The organism is Pseudomonas sp. 37 R 15, assembly GCF_900004865.1.
Classification (GTDB): domain Bacteria; phylum Pseudomonadota; class Gammaproteobacteria; order Pseudomonadales; family Pseudomonadaceae; genus Aquipseudomonas; species Aquipseudomonas fluorescens_AM.
The window spans coordinates 257735-277194 of sequence record NZ_CVTV01000056.1 but is presented as its reverse complement, the minus strand read 5'-3'; the positions used below and the strand labels follow the sequence as shown (position 1 = coordinate 277194).

Here is a 19460-nt window from a genome sequence, read left to right as displayed (position 1 = left end):
CACCTCAACTTACGCCACAGCCTGTACCTGCATCTACGCTTCCCTCCGTGCAAGGGATCGCACCGGTCAGCGCGATACGCACAGACCTGCTCAGTGGCCTGCAAATAACCGATCAACGCCTGTTGCTCAATCAATACCAGACACTCAATCAGACTATCCAGGCGCTGCTGCTGCGCCAGCCAACGCTCAGCAGCGTTATCGAGCAACAACTGGCCCGCAGCTTCGGCGCCACCCCACCTGTGGACGCCTCATCACTGTATGTGCATCGCTATCACACCGACGAGCAGGGACAGCGCACGCTGGTCTCGACGCAAAGCATCACCGAAGCCTTGTTCGATGCGCTACGAAAGCACAACAGCTCGGTTGAACCGCTGTCGCCGATACGCCCAGGCACCACGCAAGTCGGCTTTTACAGCACGGCAGAGCCCAGCGAAAGTCACCAGCAGTTAAGCGCCGGCAGCTCGCTGCTGGCGATGGCCCAGGCCATCGAAAACGAACTGCCTGCAAGTTTTACACGGTTCTGGACGCAGCCGCGCCCGAGCGAGGTCAACCCCGAGTCGCCCCAGGATCAATTGCTCAATACTCATCGTGAGATGTTGTCCACACTGGCGGCCTTGAAAGTCGAAGACGGCACACTGAGCCCAGTCGCCAAGACCCTGATCGACAAGGCCTTTGAGTACCCGACGCTGGCGGCTCGAGAAAGCGCCATGCGCGATGGCGAGCGGCCGGGGGTTTATCCGCTCAAGCTCAATCTGCCAATACCCACCGGCACGCTGCTGGCCGGCGCGTTCATGATTACCAGCCGCGACGGCTCATCAGCGACACGTGCCTACGACAAACCGGAAACGGACAGGACCTTGACGCTCGCCGAACAACAAGGTCTGACGGTGCTGTACACCCCGCGCGACGGGTATGAAACGTTCGACAGCCCGGCCAAGGCGTTTGAAAAGCTCGGCCAGCGTCTGCGCTCCGATCCGGAGGCGGCAGAGCAGTTGAAACAGACACTGCCATTGACGCTCCAGCACAGCCTCGGCAGCGACTGGAGCAAAGACCTGAGCCAACAGCTCACGCCAGTCGCGACCGACGTCATTGCCACCGGCGTGCCGCAACTGCTGCAGCTTCATCAGAACAGGCTGACTAACCAGTTGCAGGCGCTGTATGAACCCGAAAACAGCGTGCAATATGATGATCCATGGCGAGCGCGGCAAGTGACGACCGACCTGCAGCAAGCCGCTGACCTGCGCCTGCATTTCGACGGGACCAATCCTCTATGGGCGCGTACGCAATCGCTGCAGGATCGCTTGAGCAACGTGGACGGTCGCCAGGCACTGAGTCAGCAATTGGCGAATCACAAAAACTGGCAGTATTTGGCGCAGCAACTGAACCTGGCCTATCACTGCCTGTCCGAGCAAGCCCCCGCGCGGGACGTTTCTGCCGCCCTGAAAAAGGCGCCGATGAACATAGCGCCGGACTCGGCCCAGTATCAGGCCTACATCCTGGAGCCCGGAAAACCGGCCTCAGTGGAAGCCTTCATCATCGAGAACGGCTTGCCACTGCCCAAGACCAGAAGCGAGTTGCAGTCCCTGGCAGAGACGGCAGCGTTAAAGGCACGTCAACATCCCTACGGCAATTTCGGTGGAGGTTTGTCCTGGCCGATCCCACTGAATATCAGCCAGCAACAGACGCTGCGAACGGCTGCAATCGCGCATGCCAACACCGGCATGCAATCATCGCAGGAGGGGCCGGAACGCAACGTACTGGCCTATCTCAACAGCAACCAGCTCCTCTCCTCCGACACCTTGGAGGATCCAGTCAAGACGCTGGAAAGCCTCGTCAGTTCCACTGCAGGCCAGGCGCTGGGCCTGGCCATGCAGACCAAACTGAACGGCATCTCTACCGACTCCAGCATCAATGACTACACATTGGCTGCGCTGCAGCTGACGCTGGATCCGCAATCCATTACGTCGCCCCACCGCAACCGGGTAGCCGGGTTCGACCTGGCCAAAGAAAGCCATTGGGGGCAACCTCTCTCGACAGTCACCAAAGGCCTGCGTCAGCATTTGATTGACGAGGGACGGGCATCACCCGCGCTGGCAACGGCAGCCGCCCATCTGCTATTGATGCGCACCGCCCCGCAATATCTGGTCAGGGATATCCCCGATAATGTGCGCCAGGGCACTCAAGCCTGGCGGGACCTTTGCCTGGCAGTTGCCGCCATTGGATGTACCGCGGCCAACATGACGTTCGCCGAGGTGATGGTCAAGGCCTGCGCACTGCCGCCCGCCCCGGCTTGGGCACAAACAGCGGCGTTGGTGGACTGGGGCGTCAGCAACAATATTCTTGCAGCAAAGAGCGATGCGCTGTACAGCCAGGAAGACCTTGATCGGGTGCAGGCAGCCTTCAGCAACCAGCGGGAAAAACTCAAGGAAGGCAGTGCTCTAATGGACACGGTCATGCCGGATCGTGCTGCAATGGCAGCGGATCTGCTCATCGCCGAGTTCGGAGTGGACGTTGACTTCGATAAGAAAATATTTTCAAGACTCTCCGACACCTTACCCCGAAAGCCAGGCAAACCTTACTCCATGCGCGACATCGTAATGGAGCAGATCGTCATGGATGATCGCTGGAATATCGCAAAAGGCACCCACGGCGTCGGCCTGGCTACCTTCGTCGCCTTCACCCAGCGACCACAATTCAATATTAAAACTGCCTTCGACACGGCGTTTTCCGAAGCGATCGCCAAGTTCAAAAAAGTCAAACACCTGAGCGTGATCAACGCCCTCAATAATCTGCCACCTGAAGACAAGAAGAATCTCAGCTTCGGAAAAATTACCTATTACCTGGAGAAAAGTTACAAGACCAGCACAGTGCCCTTCGTGGGGCCGAAACTGTTCCACACCAGCCCCCGGATACTGGTCACCGCAGAAAACAACGGAAAGACTTCCAACTATGCGTTCGATACGCAAAAAGGCGTTATCCGTAACCTTGGCGACAGGGAAATACCCCGCGCGCCAGAGTACTTCTCGAACGAAATAACCAAAGAGGAAGAGTTTTTTCCTGATGTCAGCCGAGAAAAAACCGTTGAAGGCATGAAAACGTTCGTCCAATACCTGGGCGGAGGCTCACTGCTGAAGGGATTGGACATAGACAGCGCCAAGCGCGACCCCCTCGATAGCGAGCGGTCCGGCACAAATTCGGCACCGTACATGTTCATCAATCCCCGTACCCACGAACTCGCCGACTCGATCGTCAAGGCACTGGACCTGGACAACCCATCCATCCGTAAAGCCGCTGCAGGCGTCACGCCCTCGGAGCAAGCCAACGAATGGTTGGCCACCTTGCGTGACGGGTTTCTCGATCTGATTCCCCTGCGTTCGGCCATTGTGAACTTCAATAAGGGCGAATACAGCGACGCCATCAACGACCTTGCCTTTGATGCCTTTGGCTTCGTCACTGCCGGGGCAGGGGCCGCCGCCAAAGCGGCGAAAGTGCTGAGGACGACGGCATCGGTTGCGAACAAGGCGTTCAAGGTCACGAAAATCATGGTTGTGCCCATGGCCAAGGAGTTCAACCCGTTCAATGGCGCGGACGAGATAATAATCGGAGCAGGTAAAGTTGCCTTCGAGGCCGCTGGCGCGGTGAACAGCGGGCTGCGCAGTCTCAAGGGTACGGTGGCGCTCGACGAACTCAAAACCGCCAGCAAACGCTTTGACGCAGCCGCGACGGGCAGGTTGAACGTGGATAACCGTGCCGTGAACGTCAATGCGATGAAGCACGACGGCCAGTGGTACGCATTTGACGCGAGCACCCAACGCCCCTACGGTTCGCCCTTGGTGGCGTTCAATCCGGCCCATACGCTGATGCCGCCGTCACCCGATCTCAACGCCTCGAGGACGCGTCTCAACGCGCACAAAGCAGAACGGGGTCATCCCTACAGGAGGCCTGACCCGTCTTCGCTTGCAGCACACCGAGTGCCTGACTTGGCGGAACACATTGTGCCCAAGACCGATCATCTGCCGCCGCTGGACATACCGTATGTCGAGTACATCCAAGGCGCGCCCATCGAAGCCCATTTCACGCCGAGCCGCAGGCAAGCTACAAAGGATCGCTTCGAACTGGAGATGAACAGAAGCCTGGCGGCGCCTGAACTACCGCGCCCTGCACTTCCCGAAATGAAACCCTATGAACCAATCGCCAACCTGGTTGAAAAGACCCTGGACAGTGCGGATATCGTGGCCTTCGGCGAGAATCACCTTAGCCTGGCTTCATTTCGTGTCCTCACCGACCTGATCCCCGTGTTCAAGCGTAAAAACGTCAAGGTGTTCGGGGTGGAAGGTATGGTCTATGACAAAGAAAAGCGGCTCAAGAACGATGGGATGGCCACCACAGGCCCCAATCATCGGCCCTACGATCCCGATTTCAATTTGCAGACACTGATCGACACATTCAAGGCCAACGGCATTGAAGTGGTGCCTCTCGATCACTTCTATCTGACCCGCCATCGACATCAGCGCAGTGCCCATACCGGCCTGAGCCGGGCCGACCGGAATATACGACGGCTCAAGGAAATGAACTACTACGCCGCCCGTGAGCTGCTGAGCCATAAGCGTAAGGGCAAGGTGGTTGCCCTGGTGGGTCGTCAGCACATCAACACTACCCAGGGTGTACGTGGCCTGGCCGAAGCGACCGGCGGCGTTGGCATTGGTATCTATGAGAGAGCCGGCATCAGGGTAGGCTACGGCACGAAATCCACAGACCTGCGACCGGGGCCGAATGGTGAGCTCAAAACCCATGACGACATCACGGGAGACCTGCAGATTTTCACGGCCGAGTGACCAGGCAACCCGTCGAGCCGCTGCTTGCACAGCACGCAGGCAGCGGCTCGAACCATCAGTCAGCATGCACCCAGCGCTGGTGCAACCACCGCGCCAATGCATCCAGCGCGAACCCCAGCAGCCCGATCAGCAACACCATCGCCATCAATTCCGAATACGCCAGCCGGTCACGCGTATCGAGGATGTAATACCCCAGCCCCGCACTGACCCCAAGCATTTCGCACGGCACCAGCACAATCCACAGAATACCGATGGCCAGGCGCACACCCGTCAACACATGCCCCACCACCCCAGGAATGATCACCCGCCGCAACGTCTCCCAACGCGTGGCGCTCAGGCTCTTGCTCAACTGCAGCCAACGCGGGTCGAGATGACGCACGCCGGCAGCCGTATTGAGCATGATCGGCCACACCGCGGCGAACGCCAGCAGGAAGTAAATCGGCTGGTCGCCTACCCCCATCAGCATCACTACGATGGGCATCCAGGACAGCGGCGAGATCATGCGCAAAAACTGGAAGGCCGGGGTGGTCGCAGCCTCCAGGTTGCGCGAGCTGCCGACCAGCAGCCCCAGCGGCACCCCCACCAGCAAGGCCAAAAACAACCCGATAAAAATACGCTTGAGACTCACCGCAATATGCAGGTACAGCTCGCTGCGCCCCAACAGTTCCCACAGGCTGCTGAACGTGGCCGTCAGGGAAAAACGCGAAGACAATCCATCCGCATCGCCCAATACCTTGACGCCCAGCCACCAGAGCACCAATAACCCTGCCAAGCCGCCCAACCCGAGCAACCAGCCCGGCCACGCTACGGTTTTGCCGCTGTTCAAACGCCAATCTCCTCGTTGCGCTCATAACCATCGGGCAAGCCGAAGGTCTTCATGCCGCCGACCGCCTCGATGGCGTTGCGCACGAAACGGTCATCGACCAGGTCCCTGGCGACGAAGGCCGGGTCCAGCTCAGCGAGGAATTTTTTGTCGCCTTCGATCAAGGTGTCTTTCAAACGGCGTACCAATTCCTCGGTGTAGCTGGGGAATGGGTAAGGCTGGAAGTCGATGCGGTGCTCGTCCCAGCTGGCGTGGCGGATCGCGCCGTCGGCCAGGTACCCGGCGCGATCGGCGGCGTCAGGCGCCAACACCTTGCTCAACACCGGTTCGGCATGCGGCGTGTAGCGGTTCGGGCCGTCCTTGGACAACAGCTTCACCGCTTCTTCGCGATGGTCGCGGGTCCAGACCTGGGCCTTGACGATGGCGTTCACCACTTTCTGCGACCACGCCGGGCGCTGGGTCAGGTCATGCTCGTGCATGAACACCACGCAGCACGCATGGTTGCGCCATACATCGCCGGTGAAACGCTGCACCCGGCCGACCTTGAGGTTCTCCGCCAGTGCGTTGAACGGCTCGGCGACGATATAACCGTCGATGCGCTTGCTGGCCAACGCCGGCGGCATGTCCGAAGGCGGCAGCACGATCAGGTTGACTTCATTGGCGGCAATCGCACCGCCCGCCGCACGAGATACCGGGGTCAGCCCGTTGTCGCGGAACAACTGCTGCACCACCACGTTATGAATCGAATACCAGAACGGAATCGCCACCGACTTGCCGCCCAGTTGCTTCACGTCGGTGATGCCCGGCGCCACGGTCAGGCCCGAACCGCCCACGTGGTTCCACGCCACCACCTTGGCCGGCACCTTGCTGCCATAGCGCGCCCATACGGTCATGGGCGACAACAGGTGAATCACATTGACCTGGCCCGAGATAAACGCTTCGATCACCTGGGCCCAACTGCGCAGCAACACCGGACGTTCGGCCTTGATACCCTCGGCTTCGAACAGCCCGTTATTGTGCGCGACCAACAGCGGCGTGGCGTCGGTGATCGGCAGGTAGCCGATGCGTACCGGCGCGTCGGGCTCACTGGCGGCGCGCGCCTGCAGGCTGCTCAGCAACGGCAAGGCGCCGGCGGCGCTGAGCACCGCAGACAGTTTGAGAAAATCACGGCGCGAGTGGGTCAGGTCATCCAGACACATGGCTAGGCTCCAGCAGTTCAAGGGGGTTGGGTTGAGGGCGGCTCGCCTGCCGCAGGGTTTTAAGAATGTCGATGCGCAGCGCGCCGATGGCTTCGACCTGCTCCTCACGCGGTTGCGGCAGATCGATTCGCCATTCGCCCAGCGTGCGTGCCGGGCGGTTACCCAGCAGCAGGATACGGTCGGACAACAGCAACGCCTCATCGATGTCGTGGGTGATCAGCACCGCCGCCGAGCCCTGTTCGCGATTGACCTTGAGCAACAGGTGCTGCATGTCCGCACGGGTCACTTCATCCAGGGCGCCGAAGGGCTCGTCCAGCAGCAGCACCTGTGGCTGGCGTGCCAGGCAGCGGGCCAATGCAGTGCGCTGGGCCATGCCGCCGGACAACTGCGCGGGGAACTGGTGACGGGCGTGTTCCAGGCCGACCGCGGCAATCGCGTGGTCGACACGCCGGCGGCGTTCTTCGCTGCTCAAATGCGGTTGGCGGGCGAAATCCAGGCCGAAGGCGACGTTCTTTTCCAGGTTCAGCCAGGGCAGCAGGCTGGGGTCCTGAAACGCCACCGCCACCCGTGGATGCGGGCCGTTCAACGGCTCACCCAGCACGTGCACGCTGCCGCCCCGGGGCGCCTGTAAACCGGCCAGCACCCGTAACAGGCTGGACTTGCCCACGCCGCTGGGACCGAGGATCGACACCACTTCGCCGGGCTGCAACTGCAGGTCGAAGCCCTGCAACACCGGGCCACTGGCATACCCCAGGCACACACCCCGGGCCGTCATTACCGCCGGGCTCATGGATTGGCCTGGCGTTGCAGTTCGGTGCGCAGCTGCACCAGGCTGGGCGTGACGATCGGCACAAACGCCGATTCGCGCCAGCGCCGGGCAAAGCCACTGCCATGGGCGGTGAGGTAGGCCTTGCCGCCGCTGGCCTGCAGCTCCAGCTGCACAGCGCCGGCGGCAGTTTCCGCCAGGGCAATGCGCAGCTTGAACAACGGCACCGGTTCGGCGGCGAAGCGCCCGGCCAACAGGCCGTTCTTGAGTTCAGTGACCAGGTGATCGAGGGTCACCCGCAGCGCTTCGAGCTCTTCACGTAACACGGTGCGCGAAGCGCCCAAGTGATGGGCCACCTCCGCCAGGGAACGCCGCGCCAACCCGATCGACAGGCCGCATTGCAAGCCCAGGAACGCCGGGCGCACGGCGGGCAGGAACTGACGCGCGTCCTCGTGCAGCAGCCAGTCGCGGCTCAGCTCCACGCCTTCCAGGCCGAGGGCAGCGGTATTGCTCGACTGTAACCCGAGCAATTCCAGGTCGCGGGAGCGCTGCAAGCCGGCCACTGAATCCGGGATCGCCAGGATAAACGGCGCGCCGCCACCGGCGTGTTCGATGGCTGCGGCGGCGACAAAGCCGTTCCTGCGCAGGTTGGTCACCCAATGCAGGCGTCCGTTGAGGGTCCAGCCGTGGTCGTTGGGCTCGGCGCTGATCTGCAGCGTCTCGATGCCGGACAGAAACTTCATCGCATTCGAAAGCCCCGTGGCACCGGCCAGCTTGCCGCTGATCAAGTCCGGCAGCAGTTGCTCGCGCAGCCGTGCATTGGGGCTTTGCAGCAGGTATTCGATAAAGGAGCGCTGGCCCCAGCAGACGAACGCTGCCGCCAGGGAATGACTGGCAATATTGGCGATGGCCTCCACCGCCCCCGCCACGTCGCCGCCCAGGCCACCGAGGGCTTTAGGCACGCCGACTCGCAACACATTGGCCTCTGCCAGCCGCGGCAGCACTTCCTGTGGATCGCAACTGCCCACGTCCAGGGCCTGCGCTTGAACATCGAGCCAACGGCTCAAGATCGGGTCAAGCATGGGTGTTTCTCCTTGATGACAACAGGTGGATCAGCGCCGATTCAGCTGGCCGGTTTTTCCCAACGGTATTGCGCCAGCTCCGGGTTCAACGGCGTACGCGCGAACACGTTGGCGAAATTGCACAGCGTCGCCAGGCTGACCCCCAGGATCACTTCCAGCGCCTGCCCGTCGGTGTAGCCGGTGGCGCGGAACGCGGCATAGCCGGCATCGCTGACATCGCCACGGGTGGCAATCACTTCACGGGTGAACGCAGCAAGTGTCTCATAGCGGGCATCGGGCAGTTCACCGCGCTGGCGCAGCGCCTCGATCACTTGCTCGGGCAACTTGGCTTTGTTACGCGCCACTGCGGTGTGCCCGGCAACGCAAAAATCGCAACCGTGGCTGGTTGCAGCGATCAATTGCACCACTTCACGCTCCGCCAGGCTCAGGGCTGACTGGGCGTTCAGAGCGGACACGGTAACGTAGGTTTCCAGTGCCGCCGGCGCATTGGCCAATACGGCGAGCAGGTTAGGAATAAACCCCGAGCCTTTCAGCGCATTCTCCAGGAAGGGCTTGGCGGCCTCCGGTGCGGTTTCAGGGGTAAGCAGTGGTACACGGGACATGGAGTCGTCTCCTGATGGGTGAAGGACTCCAGTCTGTTGGTTATAAAAAAACCCCTCAATAGGCTAAAGTAGCGATTACTTGCTCCAGAGTCTTTTCGTTAGATGAATTCGTCCAGTGCACTTGTCGATTGGTTATTAGACAGCCTCGAACTCAACACCAGCCTGTTTCATGTCGGTCGCTATTGCGGCGACTGGCACGCGAGCACCCATGGCCTGGCCCGGGCGAGTTTTCATCTGATTGTGCAAGGCGAATGCTGGCTGCATATCGACGGCCAGCCGACTGAATACCTGAACAATGGCGATGCCGTGTTCCTGCTGCGTGACCTCGAATACCGGCTGTCCGGCGCCGACAGCGCAGCCGGCGCGCAAGAATGCCCGCGCCGGCCGATGCTGCCCCTGGACAGCCGTGCCACCGATGGGGTGGGTCTGGTCTGCGGCTTCTTTCACTTTCAATCCGGGCTCTCGGCGATGATCGTCGACAGCCTGCCCGCCTGGATCATCCTGCGCGCCGGCGACCCGTCGTTGACCGCCGCGCGCAACCTGTTCGCACTGATCCTGCAGGAATGCGAACGCCTGCCGGCGCCCTCCCAGGCCTTGCTCGAACGCCTGTGCCATCTGCTGTTTCTGTATGTGCTGCGTCAACAGGTGCTCGATAACACTGAATTGGGCGGCCTGGCGGCACTCGCTCGGCAACCGGCATTCGCCGATTTGTTGGAACAACTGATCGCACGCCCGGCAGAGAACTGGACACTGCAAAGCATGGCCGCCTGCACCGGACTGTCACGCTCGGCGTTTTTCAAACGCTTCCATGAGCTGTGCGGACAGTCACCGGGCCAGGTGCTGTTGATGATGCGCATGCGCCACGCGTGCCAGTTGTTCAAGACGGACCAGACCGTGGCGCAGGTATCGCTGGCGGTGGGTTATCAGTCGGTGGCGGCGTTTACCCGGGCGTTTCATAAAGTCACCGGTCAGCAACCGGGGGCCTATCGTAAAAGCAAGGTGCGGTATTAATCCGCCTACGCGCGGTTTTAATCGACATCAGTTGCTGCAAGACGGAACCGACTTTTCATAAAGCGACACATATCCATCGGCCTCCCATCAGTCAATGGAATATGATCAATGATCAACCTGACCTCCGCGCCTACGCACGGCGCAAGCAATAGCCCAGGCTTGCCGGCGCATACAGCAGCTACGCGCACCAACGGTTCTATCTACGATGCGCCAAGTTTATACAGCCCAGGCGAGAACGGTATTCGAACCAAGAGTGAGCCCCTCTACCGCGACGGTTACACCACCATAAACCGACAGGCCACATGGGACGTTTACGAGGAGCCGCCTTATCTCAAAAGGGTCAGTTTGTTGGTACAAACCGGAAATGCTGCCGATACTGTTCATGTGAGCAAATCAGCTGACGAGCGATTGATCCTGCAGATCAATGGCAGGTCCCACTCGTTTGAAGCGCGTGATAAATATGAACGTCCCGTGGATTTGCATATAAAGACCCAGGGTGGGAACGATGACGTACGGATCAGTCCAGATGTAAATAACAAAGTCACCATCGAAGGCGGAGAAGGCAACGACACGCTTCGAGCGGGTAGCGGCCGAACCAGGCTCCTGGGCGGAGCGGGCAACGATACGCTTACCTTGGGTTCGAATTCCGGCTACGCCGAAGGCAATGACGGCGACGATACCATCATGGGCGGCACGGGCAATGCGGTCATGTACGGGAACAACGGTAACGATCGCCTCTACGCCGCTGCAGGTCCCGCCGGCAAGCAAAGCTACTTGGACGGCGGTAGCGGAAGCGACCTGCTGCACGCGGGCAATGGTCACACTATCCTGCATGGTGGCAAAGGCGATGACCACCTGGTGGGCCACGACCGAACCACCTTTTACAGCGGCAGAGGTCAAGACCAAATCAGCAATAACCAGCGTGGCGACCTGATTTACGCCAAGGACAACGATACCTACGACCGCTCTCAAAACTCGGTATTCAGGCGAGTAGAGCCCACCGAGGACGGTGATGCCGGCTTCAAGGTCAGCACGTTGAGTTCGCCCGAATTCAAGCAACGCGTGGAGGATGACTTTGAGTTTCTACGTAGTTCGCCAAATGGGCGGAAAATTCTGGCGGACATGGATAAACAAGCCTCGCTGGCAGGAGGCAAAATCGCTATCAGAGAGGAGACCCAAAAAGGGAGCAGCTACCTGTTCGGAAGCACAGAGCTGGATAAAGCTCGGCAGGACGGCATACGTAACATCGAAAGGGACGATCCACGAAGAGGCAGAATCACCGACAACAAGCCAGGCTCACTCGCCGACAAGGGCGTAGTTGCTTATAATCGGACGGATATTGAAGACCCCAGTGGACGCACATTCGACCCCCCGATCGTTGGGTTGACCCACGAAACCGGGCATGCTTATAACGGTGCAACAGGCACCAACCTACCGGGCACTACTCGAGAACAATCGCCGTCCGACCCCAACTATTCAAGCGCGATTAACAACACTGAATTTCAAGTCGTTGGGTTGCCCAGCAGCGCACCGCCTTTTCATTTCAACGGCCCGTCTAATCCAGCAACCAACGTCAACCCTGAGCATTTCACGGAGAACGGTATGAGACGCGAACTGGGCCTACCCGAACGTACAAGCTACCTTACTTGATTTGAGCCCGTTGCAAACCGTTGTCCGGCTCGGCGCACAGTTGCACCAGCCAGTCGACAAACACCCTCACCCGTCGAGACAGCTGTCGGTGCGGCGGGTACAGCGCCGTCAATGCCATTGTCGGCACCGCCACCTGCGGCAACACCTCCACCAGCGTGCCCTCGGCCAGTTGCTTCATCGCATGATAATGCGGCGCCTGGATCAGCCCGTAGCCCGCTTCACAGGCGGCGAAATAGCCATCGGAACTGTTTACCGCAACCACCTTCGCCAGGTTGATCGTGCGCAGTTCGGCGCCGAGCTGGAATTCCAGGCCAAAGCGCTTGCCACTGGCGCTGGAGACATATTCGATCATCTGGTGCTTCGCCAACTCGTCCAGGCTGGCGGGCACGCCCATGCGTTGCAGATACGCGGGACTGGCCAGCGTCAGTTGGTCCATCATCGCCAGCGGACGCGCCACCAGCGATTCGTCCAGCGCCAGGCCACCGCGCAGCACGCAATCGACCCCTTCGCGAATCAAATCCACCGGACGATCATTGAGCCCGATATCCAGCTCGATCTGCGGATAGAGCGCGGTGAAGGTCGGCAACGCTGGAATCACGATCAGACGGCCAATGCCCGACGGCATATCAATGCTCAGCGTGCCTCGCGGGTTCTGTCGGCGGGAGGAAAACACCGCCTCGGTTTCCTCAAGGTCAGCCAGCAACTGCACGCACCGCTGGTAGTACGCCGCGCCGTCCAGGGTCGGGCTGACCTGGCGCGTGGTGCGTTGCAGCAGTTGCACGCCAAGGTGCGCCTCCAGTTGCTTGATCAGGATCGTCACCGAGGCGCGCGGCAGTTGCAGGCTGTCCGCCGCCCTGGCGAAACCGCCCAACTCCACAATCCGGGTGAATACGCGCATGGCATTGAAACGGTCCACGATGAGTTCCTGGCGATTGTTTAGATTTTCCAAACAGTGATAGTGCTTTTAGCCGGTTTATCCAGGTTTTGTCGAGCGTGACAATGGGTATCTTCACCCACAGGAGCTTAAACCATGCGCACTCGTCAACTCGGCACCAACGGCCCCCACGTCTCCGCCATCGGCCTCGGCTGCATGGGCATGAGCGATTTCTACGCACCGGGCACCGATACCTCGGAGGCGATCGCCACCCTGCACCGCGCGCTGGAGTTGGGCGTCAACTTCCTCGATACCGCCGACATGTACGGCCCCCACACCAATGAACAGCTGATCGGCAAGGCTATCGCCGGCAAGCGCGATCAGGTGTTCCTGGCCAGCAAGTTCGGCATCCTGCGCGACCCGGCGAACCCGGCGCTGCGTGGCGTGAACGGGCGCCCCGACTACGTGCGCGCGTCCATCGACGGCACGCTGCAACGCCTGGGCATTGACACCCTGGACCTGTATTACCAGCACCGCATCGATCCCGAGGTGGCCATCGAAGAAACCGTCGGCGCCATGGCCGAGCTGGTGCAACAGGGCAAGGTGCGTTACCTGGGCCTGAGCGAAGCGTGCGCCGCCACACTGGAACGGGCGCATAAGGTCCATCCCATCAGTGCCCTGCAAAGTGAATACTCGCTGTGGAGTCGCGATCAGGAAGACAACGGCTGCCTCGCCGCCTGCCAGCGCCTGGGCGTCGCATTCGTGCCTTACAGTCCGCTGGGCCGGGGTTTTCTGACCGGTGCATTGAAGCGCCCGGAGGATTTCGGCGCCGAGGACTACCGCCGCTTCAACCCGCGTTTCCAGGGCGAGAATTTCGCGAAGAACCTGCAACTGGTCACGCAGGTGCAAGCGCTGGCGGCGGATAAAGGCGTGACGGCGGGCCAACTGGCGCTGGCCTGGGTATTGGCCCAAGGCGACTACATCGTGCCGATACCCGGCACCAAGCAACGTAAATACCTGGAAGAGAATGTGGCTGCCGTGTCGATCAGCCTGACCGCGACCGAACTGGCGGCGCTGGCGGCGATCTTTACGGCTGATGCAACGGCCGGCTTGCGCTACCCCGAGGAGGTGATGGCAATGCTGGAAATCTGACCTTGCGGCGCCGTCCGACGGCGCCTGCACTTTCTTGCACCCGCGCACCTAAAGCTCCCCCGATCCAGGCCGATAGCCCTACGAAGCTCTAATAAAGCCGCGTCGACAATAACGCTTCGTAAGGACGACCCCATGCCCCCACTGCGCTCCATCCAAGCCCGCTATACCCTGTTCCTGGTGCTGTTCGTCCTGGTGTTATTGGTGTTGACCGTCGTGGGTATCGGCCAGTTGGTCGCGCCCAAGCTGCAATACACCGAAGAACAGGTGGTACTCAACCGCATCGCCGAGGTGGCCGAACAGATCCAGGGCGAACTGAACAAGGTTCAGGCCCAGCAACGCACCATCACCCAAACGATTCCTTTGCTCGACAGCGACGCCATCGACAAGGTCCTGCCCGGCCTTGTTGACCAGTACGGCGAGCTGAAAGTGTTCGGCGGCGGTATCTGGCCGCTGCCCAACCAGCGCACGCCCGGGCGTAACAAGCACAGCACGTTCTGGCACCGTGATGCCTCGGGCAAGCTGGCGGTCAACACCTTCTGGAACAGCGACGCCGCGCCCAACTATTATGACCAGAGCTGGTACAAGGGCGGCCTCGCCTCACCCCGTGGCCAATGCGCCTGGGCCGCGGCCTACAAGGACGATGCCAGCCAGGAGCCGCGCACCAACTGCGCCATGGCGATCCAGCGTGACGGCGCCGCCTATGGCGTGGCGACCATCGACGTAACCCTGGGCTTCTTCAACGACCTGGTGGCCAGCAAGGAAAAAGACATTGACGGGCAAATGCTGATCGTCGAAGGCGACGGCAAGATCATCAGCAACAGCTCGCGCATCAGCAGCCCGGTCGTACTGAAGAATATCAGTGAGCTGACCGGCACGTCGGCGTTCGCCGCCCAGGTCAGCAAAGCCCTCGCCCATCGCGACCAGGCCCTGCAACGCGCCGAGTTCGACAACCAGGGCGTGGCCAGCACCTTTTATATGCGCCCGATCGAGGGCACACCGTGGTTCCTGGCGACCGCCCTGCCCACCTCGTTGATCACCGCCCAGCGCAATGATGTGCTCGGCACTCTGGCACTGCTGCAAATCCCGATGGTGATCCTGCTGGTGCTGCTGGCGGCGTACGCCATTCGCCAACTGGTACAGCGCATGAAAGCGCTCAAGGGCAATATCGACGCACTGTCCGCCGGCGACGCCGACCTCACGCGGCGCATCACCATCCGGGCCGAAGACGAACTCGGCGCCATCGGCCACTCGGTGAACCGCTTTATCGTTTATCTGCAAAACATGATCGGCGAAGTGACCCAGGCCACCGGCGCCATGGCCTCGGGCCTTGAGCAGTTGCAGCACACTTCGGCGCACACCAACCAGATCCTGTTGCGCCACGCGTCGGAGACGGATCAGACGGTGACCGCCATCACCGAAATGAGCTCCACCGCCGACACCGTCGCGCAAAATGCCGCAGAAACGGCGGCTTTCACTCAGCGTGCCAACGAGCATGCCGACCGTTCACGGGTGGTGGTAGGCGAAGCGTCCACCAGCGTCAGTGCCCTGATCGGTGAAGTGGCCAGCGCGACCCACACCGTCGAAAACATGCGCCAGGATGCCGCGCGCATCACCGAAACCCTCGGCGTGATCGGTGCCATCGCCGGCCAGACCAACCTGCTGGCGCTCAACGCCGCGATCGAAGCGGCGCGGGCCGGCGAGCAAGGCCGCGGGTTTGCCGTAGTGGCCGACGAGGTACGCGCACTGGCCGCACGCACCCAGTCCAGCACCTCGCAGATCAACGAGATGCTGGCGCGCTTGACCACCGGCGTCAGCTCGTCGGTAGCGGCCATGGAAAACACCCAGGCCAGTTGCCAGTCGGCGGCGGATGCCACGGCGCGGGTGAACACCGGGCTCGACGAGATGGCCGGCTCAGTCAGCCACATCAACAACCTCAGCACCCAGATCGCAACGGCCGCCGAGCAACAGAGCGCAGTGACCGAAGAGATCAACCGCAGCATGGTGCAGATCCGACAAATGGTTGAAGAGTTGGTAGAAAGCGGTCATGCCACCGAAACCAATACCCAAAGCCTGTTGGAAGCCAATGGCCGGGTGATTGCCTTGATGGGACGCTTCAAAGTGCGTTGATCCAGGCCGGAATACTCCCGTGCACAGCACGGGAGTCGAACTATCCTGACAACTCCTGGTTTGAGACTCCCCACACAGGAAGGTGTGTCATGCATGCGACCGAGCAGCCAGTGCGCCTGAAGCGGATCAGTCAGGAACGCTTCATCCTGGCGGCAGTCGAGACCGTCTATGACTACGTGACCCAGCCCGACCGCTGGCACGAATGGCACCCCTCCTCCCTCAGCGCCGACACCGGCACCTGCGGTTCGCTGCCGGCCGGCGCGCGTTTTACCGAAATCATCGACCTGCTGGGCATCCGCCTTGCGCTGAGCTACCGCGTGCAAGTCGCCCGGTGCCCCAACGAGTTCAAGACCGTGTTCACCTCGCTGGCGGTCGATGGCTGCATTGAGTATGTGCTGCACGCGCATCAGGGCGGCACGCTGTTCAAGCGCGTATTGACCTATGAGACCGAGCTGCAACTGGCGACCTTGCCTGAACGCATGATCGCACTCTCGGGCGTTGCGCTGGACCGCCTCAAGCATCGCCTGGAAAATTCAGCCATAGACCGCTCTATCGCTTAACTGACCCGATTCAGGGAAAATGCCGGGCCCCTTGTCGCGCCTTCACTGAGACCCCCATGAAATTCTCTTTGCAACGAGCCCCAGCCCGATGTTGATGGCGTACCTTGGGCTGTTCGTCGCCGCCTTTGGCGCGGCGACGTTGCTGCCCCTGCAGTCGGAGGCCGTGCTCGTCGGGCTGCTGCTCAGTGGGCATTACAACCTCTGGCTGCTGTTGGGCATCGCCACGCTGGGCAATGTGCTGGGTTCGCTGGTCAACTGGCTGCTGGGGCGTTCGGTGGAGCGCTTCAAGGCGCGGCGCTGGTTTCCGGTCAGCGCACGGCAACTGGACAAGGCGCGCAGCCACTACGCGCGCTGGGGGCATTGGACGCTGCTGCTCAGTTGGGTGCCGATCATTGGCGATCCGCTGACCCTGGTGGCCGGTGTCATGCGCGAACCGCTCTGGCGGTTCCTGCTGCTGGTCACCCTGGCCAAGGCGCTGCGCTACGGCGTGCTTGCCGCAATCACCCTGCACTGGGTGTTAATCCCCCGTTAATCTTCCCCAAACAGCATCCGGAACATCTTTCCCGGAGCTTATGACCATGCCTTCCATCCGTGACCTGTGCATCGCCGGCCTGCTCACGGCCAGCGCCGCGCGGGCGTTTGCCGCCACCTACGGCCCTGAACTCCAGGGTTTCCAGTACCCCTATCCGGTTGAACGCTTCAACTTCGAGTCCCAGGGTGAAAGCCTGCAAATGGGCTATATGGATGTCCCGGCCAACGGTAAAGCCAACGGGCGCAGCGTGGTGCTGATGCACGGCAAGAACTTCTGCGGCGCCACCTGGGAGGCATCGATCAAAGCCCTGAGCGACGCCGGTTACCGCGTGATCGCGCCGGACCAGATCGGCTTTTGCACCTCCAGCAAGCCCGAGCATTACCAGTACAGCTTCCAGCAACTGGCGCTCAACACCCACCAGTTGCTGGAAAAGCTCGGCATTCAAAAAGCCACGCTGCTCGGTCACTCCACCGGCGGCATGCTGGCCACGCGCTATGCCTTGATGTACCCGGCACAGACCGAACAACTCGCCCTGGTCAATCCCATCGGCCTGGAAGACTGGAAGGCCCTGGGCGTGCCCCACCAGAGCGTTGACCAGTGGTATCAACGCGAGCTGAAACTGAGCGCCGACGGCGTACGCAAATACGAGCGCGACACGTATTACGGGGGGCGCTGGAAGCCCGAATACGAGCGCTGGGTGGACATGCTCGCCGGCCTGAACCAGGGCCCGGGGCATACCCGAGTGGCCTGGAACTCGGCGTTGATTTACGACATGATCTTCACCCAGCCGGTGTACTACGAGTTCAAGAACGTGCAAGTGCCCACCCTGCTGCTGATCGGCACCAGCGACACCACCGCCATCGGCAAGGACCTGGCGCCGCCGGTGGTGAAGGCGCGGATCGGCAATTATCAAGTGTTGGGCAAGCAGGTGGCCAAGCTGATTCCCCATGCCACCCTGGTAGAGTTTCCCGGCCTGGGCCATGCGCCGCAGATGGAAGAACCGGCGCAGTTTCATACCGCGCTGTTGCAGGGTTTGAACGCCCTTTAACCTTTTGGGGACGCGTGCATGTCGCTACAGATCGCCGTGATTGATGATTGGCAGCAAGTGGCCAGTAGCGTGGTGGATTGGTCGGTACTCGATCCCCTGGGCCAGTTGCACTTTCTCCACGACTACCCCGCCGACACCGTCACGATGGTCGAACGCTTGCAGAGGTTCGACGTGATTTGCGTCATGCGCGAACGTTCGCCTTTCGACCAGGCCCTGCTGCAAGGCCTGCCCAGGCTCAAGTTGCTGGTGACCGGTGGCATGCGCAACGCCGCCATCGACCTGTCCGCCGCCCAGGCGTTGGGGATCCAGGTGTGCGGTACCGACAGCTATAAGCAGGCTGCGCCGGAGCTGACCTGGGCCCTGATCATGGCCTCGACGCGCAACCTGCTGGCCGAAGCCAACGCCCTGCGCGCCGGCGGGTGGCAGGTCGGCCTGGGCGGCGACCTGCATGGCAAGACGCTGGGCATCCTGGGGCTGGGCAGCATCGGGCAGAAAGTCGCACAATTCGCCCAGGTATTCGGCATGCGCGTGATTGCCTGGAGCGAAAACCTCACCCCGCAACGCGCCGCCGAGTCGGGGGTGACTTGGGTCAGCAAGCGCGAGCTGTTCGAGCAGGCTGACATTCTCACCATTCACCTGGTCCTCAGCGAACGCAGCCGCGGGCTGGTCGACGCGCAGGCACTGGGCTGGATGAAGCCCGGCGCGCACCTGGTGAACACGGCGCGTGGATCGATTGTGGATGAACAGGCACTGGTGGATGCGCTGAGCAACGGGCGTCTGGCCGGCGCGGCGCTGGACGTCTATAGCCAGGAGCCACTCCCCCTTGAGCATCCCTTCCGCTCTCTGCCCAACGTACTGGCCACGCCCCATGTCGGTTACGTCAGCGAGCGAAACTACCGGCAGTTCTACCAGCAGATGATCGAAGATATTCAAGCCTGGGCGAACGGCGCGCCCATTCGGGTGCTCGGCTGACGCACCAATAAAGTGCATGCCTTGAATGAAAATCCCAAAGTGCACAATGTTGGCATACGCTGTTGATTTGTGTGGGAGGGGGCTTGCTCCCGATGGCGGCCTCTGGGCCGACCAGGATGTTGGATTGGAACGAGTACATATCCGTTTCTGCGGTAACGGCTGCTATGGGTTCCGCTTTTACAGCGGGTCACTTTTGGAAAAGAGCCCGGAATGCCGGCCCAGCCAAA

At 61.2% G+C, this 19460-nt stretch carries 15 protein-coding genes; 9 read left to right on the top strand and 6 right to left on the bottom strand.

Annotation, left to right across the window (positions count from 1 at the left end; translation table 11 throughout):
• The first annotated feature begins 47 nt into the window (after window positions 1-47).
• Window positions 48-4835 (top strand): hypothetical protein, encoded by a 4788-nt coding sequence (locus BFQ04_RS22175; RefSeq protein WP_256544605.1) that lies wholly within the window; start codon window positions 48-50, stop codon window positions 4833-4835.
• 55 nt (window positions 4836-4890) lie between these two features.
• Here BFQ04_RS22175 and BFQ04_RS22170 read toward each other — a convergent pair whose 3' ends face one another.
• Genes BFQ04_RS22170 through BFQ04_RS22150 form a run of 5 tightly spaced genes read right to left on the bottom strand, consistent with a single transcriptional unit; the run spans window position 4891 to window position 9307 of the window.
• On the bottom strand, window positions 4891-5661 hold the full coding sequence (locus tag BFQ04_RS22170) for an ABC transporter permease (protein ID WP_065952629.1): 771 nt from the start codon (window positions 5659-5661) through the stop codon (window positions 4891-4893).
• Window positions 5658-6857, bottom strand: a complete 1200-nt coding sequence (locus BFQ04_RS22165) for an ABC transporter substrate-binding protein (protein WP_065952628.1) — start codon at window positions 6855-6857, stop codon at window positions 5658-5660. The genes BFQ04_RS22170 and BFQ04_RS22165 overlap by 4 nt, the downstream gene beginning before the upstream one ends.
• On the bottom strand, window positions 6844-7647 hold the full coding sequence (locus tag BFQ04_RS22160; RefSeq protein WP_065952627.1) for an ABC transporter ATP-binding protein: 804 nt from the start codon (window positions 7645-7647) through the stop codon (window positions 6844-6846). The genes BFQ04_RS22165 and BFQ04_RS22160 overlap by 14 nt, the downstream gene beginning before the upstream one ends.
• Window positions 7644-8705 carry an acyl-CoA dehydrogenase family protein gene (locus tag BFQ04_RS22155; RefSeq protein ID WP_065952626.1) on the bottom strand — a complete coding sequence of 354 codons (1062 nt, stop codon included), beginning with the start codon at window positions 8703-8705 and terminating at the stop codon, window positions 7644-7646. The genes BFQ04_RS22160 and BFQ04_RS22155 overlap by 4 nt, the downstream gene beginning before the upstream one ends.
• A gap of 41 nt (window positions 8706-8746) precedes the next feature.
• Entirely contained in the window at window positions 8747-9307 is a 561-nt protein-coding gene (locus tag BFQ04_RS22150) for a carboxymuconolactone decarboxylase family protein (RefSeq protein ID WP_065952625.1), read from the bottom strand.
• A gap of 102 nt (window positions 9308-9409) precedes the next feature.
• On the opposite strand from BFQ04_RS22150, the gene BFQ04_RS22145 reads away from it, so the two are divergent.
• Both BFQ04_RS22145 and BFQ04_RS22140 read left to right on the top strand, forming a co-directional pair.
• Window positions 9410-10318 carry an AraC family transcriptional regulator gene (locus BFQ04_RS22145; protein WP_065952624.1) on the top strand — a complete coding sequence of 303 codons (909 nt, stop codon included), beginning with the start codon at window positions 9410-9412 and terminating at the stop codon, window positions 10316-10318.
• 108 nt (window positions 10319-10426) lie between these two features.
• Entirely contained in the window at window positions 10427-11968 is a 1542-nt protein-coding gene (locus BFQ04_RS22140; RefSeq protein WP_083218035.1) for a M91 family zinc metallopeptidase, read from the top strand.
• Here BFQ04_RS22140 and BFQ04_RS22135 read toward each other — a convergent pair.
• Window positions 11961-12884, bottom strand: a complete 924-nt coding sequence (locus BFQ04_RS22135; protein ID WP_065952623.1) for a LysR family transcriptional regulator — start codon at window positions 12882-12884, stop codon at window positions 11961-11963. The two genes, BFQ04_RS22140 and BFQ04_RS22135, sit on opposite strands and share 8 nt — an antisense overlap.
• 114 nt (window positions 12885-12998) lie before the next feature.
• Between BFQ04_RS22135 and BFQ04_RS22130 the strand changes: the two genes are divergently transcribed.
• From BFQ04_RS22130 to BFQ04_RS22105, 6 genes are all read left to right on the top strand, one after another.
• Window positions 12999-13994 carry an aldo/keto reductase gene (locus BFQ04_RS22130; RefSeq protein ID WP_065952622.1) on the top strand — a complete coding sequence of 332 codons (996 nt, stop codon included), beginning with the start codon at window positions 12999-13001 and terminating at the stop codon, window positions 13992-13994.
• A 132-nt stretch (window positions 13995-14126) separates the two neighbouring features.
• Entirely contained in the window at window positions 14127-16121 is a 1995-nt protein-coding gene (locus BFQ04_RS22125) for a methyl-accepting chemotaxis protein (protein ID WP_065952621.1), read from the top strand.
• 89 nt (window positions 16122-16210) lie between these two features.
• Window positions 16211-16681, top strand: coding sequence for an SRPBCC family protein (locus tag BFQ04_RS22120; protein ID WP_065952620.1), 471 nt, complete (start codon window positions 16211-16213; stop codon window positions 16679-16681).
• Window positions 16682-16769: 88 nt separating this feature from the next.
• Entirely contained in the window at window positions 16770-17213 is a 444-nt protein-coding gene (locus BFQ04_RS22115) for a YqaA family protein (protein WP_065952619.1), read from the top strand.
• Window positions 17214-17259: 46 nt separating this feature from the next.
• Window positions 17260-18261 (top strand): alpha/beta fold hydrolase, encoded by a 1002-nt coding sequence (locus BFQ04_RS22110; RefSeq protein WP_065952618.1) that lies wholly within the window; start codon window positions 17260-17262, stop codon window positions 18259-18261.
• 18 nt (window positions 18262-18279) lie between these two features.
• Window positions 18280-19233 carry a D-2-hydroxyacid dehydrogenase family protein gene (locus tag BFQ04_RS22105; protein ID WP_065952617.1) on the top strand — a complete coding sequence of 318 codons (954 nt, stop codon included), beginning with the start codon at window positions 18280-18282 and terminating at the stop codon, window positions 19231-19233.
• Window positions 19234-19460 lie beyond the last annotated feature (227 nt).

Bases quoted from the DNA above. Each gene is read 5' to 3' on its own strand.
- BFQ04_RS22165 (WP_065952628.1), bottom strand. From the start codon at position 6,857: ATGTGTCTGGATGACCTGACCCACTCGCGCCGTGATTTTCTCAAACTG.
- BFQ04_RS22160 (WP_065952627.1), bottom strand. From the start codon at position 7,647: ATGAGCCCGGCGGTAATGACGGCCCGGGGTGTGTGCCTGGGGTATGCC.
- BFQ04_RS22155 (WP_065952626.1), bottom strand. From the start codon at position 8,705: ATGCTTGACCCGATCTTGAGCCGTTGGCTCGATGTTCAAGCGCAGGCC.
- BFQ04_RS22150 (WP_065952625.1), bottom strand. From the start codon at position 9,307: ATGTCCCGTGTACCACTGCTTACCCCTGAAACCGCACCGGAGGCCGCC.
- BFQ04_RS22145 (WP_065952624.1), top strand. From the start codon at position 9,410: ATGAATTCGTCCAGTGCACTTGTCGATTGGTTATTAGACAGCCTCGAA.
- BFQ04_RS22140 (WP_083218035.1), top strand. From the start codon at position 10,427: ATGATCAACCTGACCTCCGCGCCTACGCACGGCGCAAGCAATAGCCCA.
- BFQ04_RS22130 (WP_065952622.1), top strand. From the start codon at position 12,999: ATGCGCACTCGTCAACTCGGCACCAACGGCCCCCACGTCTCCGCCATC.
- BFQ04_RS22125 (WP_065952621.1), top strand. From the start codon at position 14,127: ATGCCCCCACTGCGCTCCATCCAAGCCCGCTATACCCTGTTCCTGGTG.
- BFQ04_RS22120 (WP_065952620.1), top strand. From the start codon at position 16,211: ATGCATGCGACCGAGCAGCCAGTGCGCCTGAAGCGGATCAGTCAGGAA.
- BFQ04_RS22115 (WP_065952619.1), top strand. From the start codon at position 16,770: ATGTTGATGGCGTACCTTGGGCTGTTCGTCGCCGCCTTTGGCGCGGCG.
- BFQ04_RS22110 (WP_065952618.1), top strand. From the start codon at position 17,260: ATGCCTTCCATCCGTGACCTGTGCATCGCCGGCCTGCTCACGGCCAGC.
- BFQ04_RS22105 (WP_065952617.1), top strand. From the start codon at position 18,280: ATGTCGCTACAGATCGCCGTGATTGATGATTGGCAGCAAGTGGCCAGT.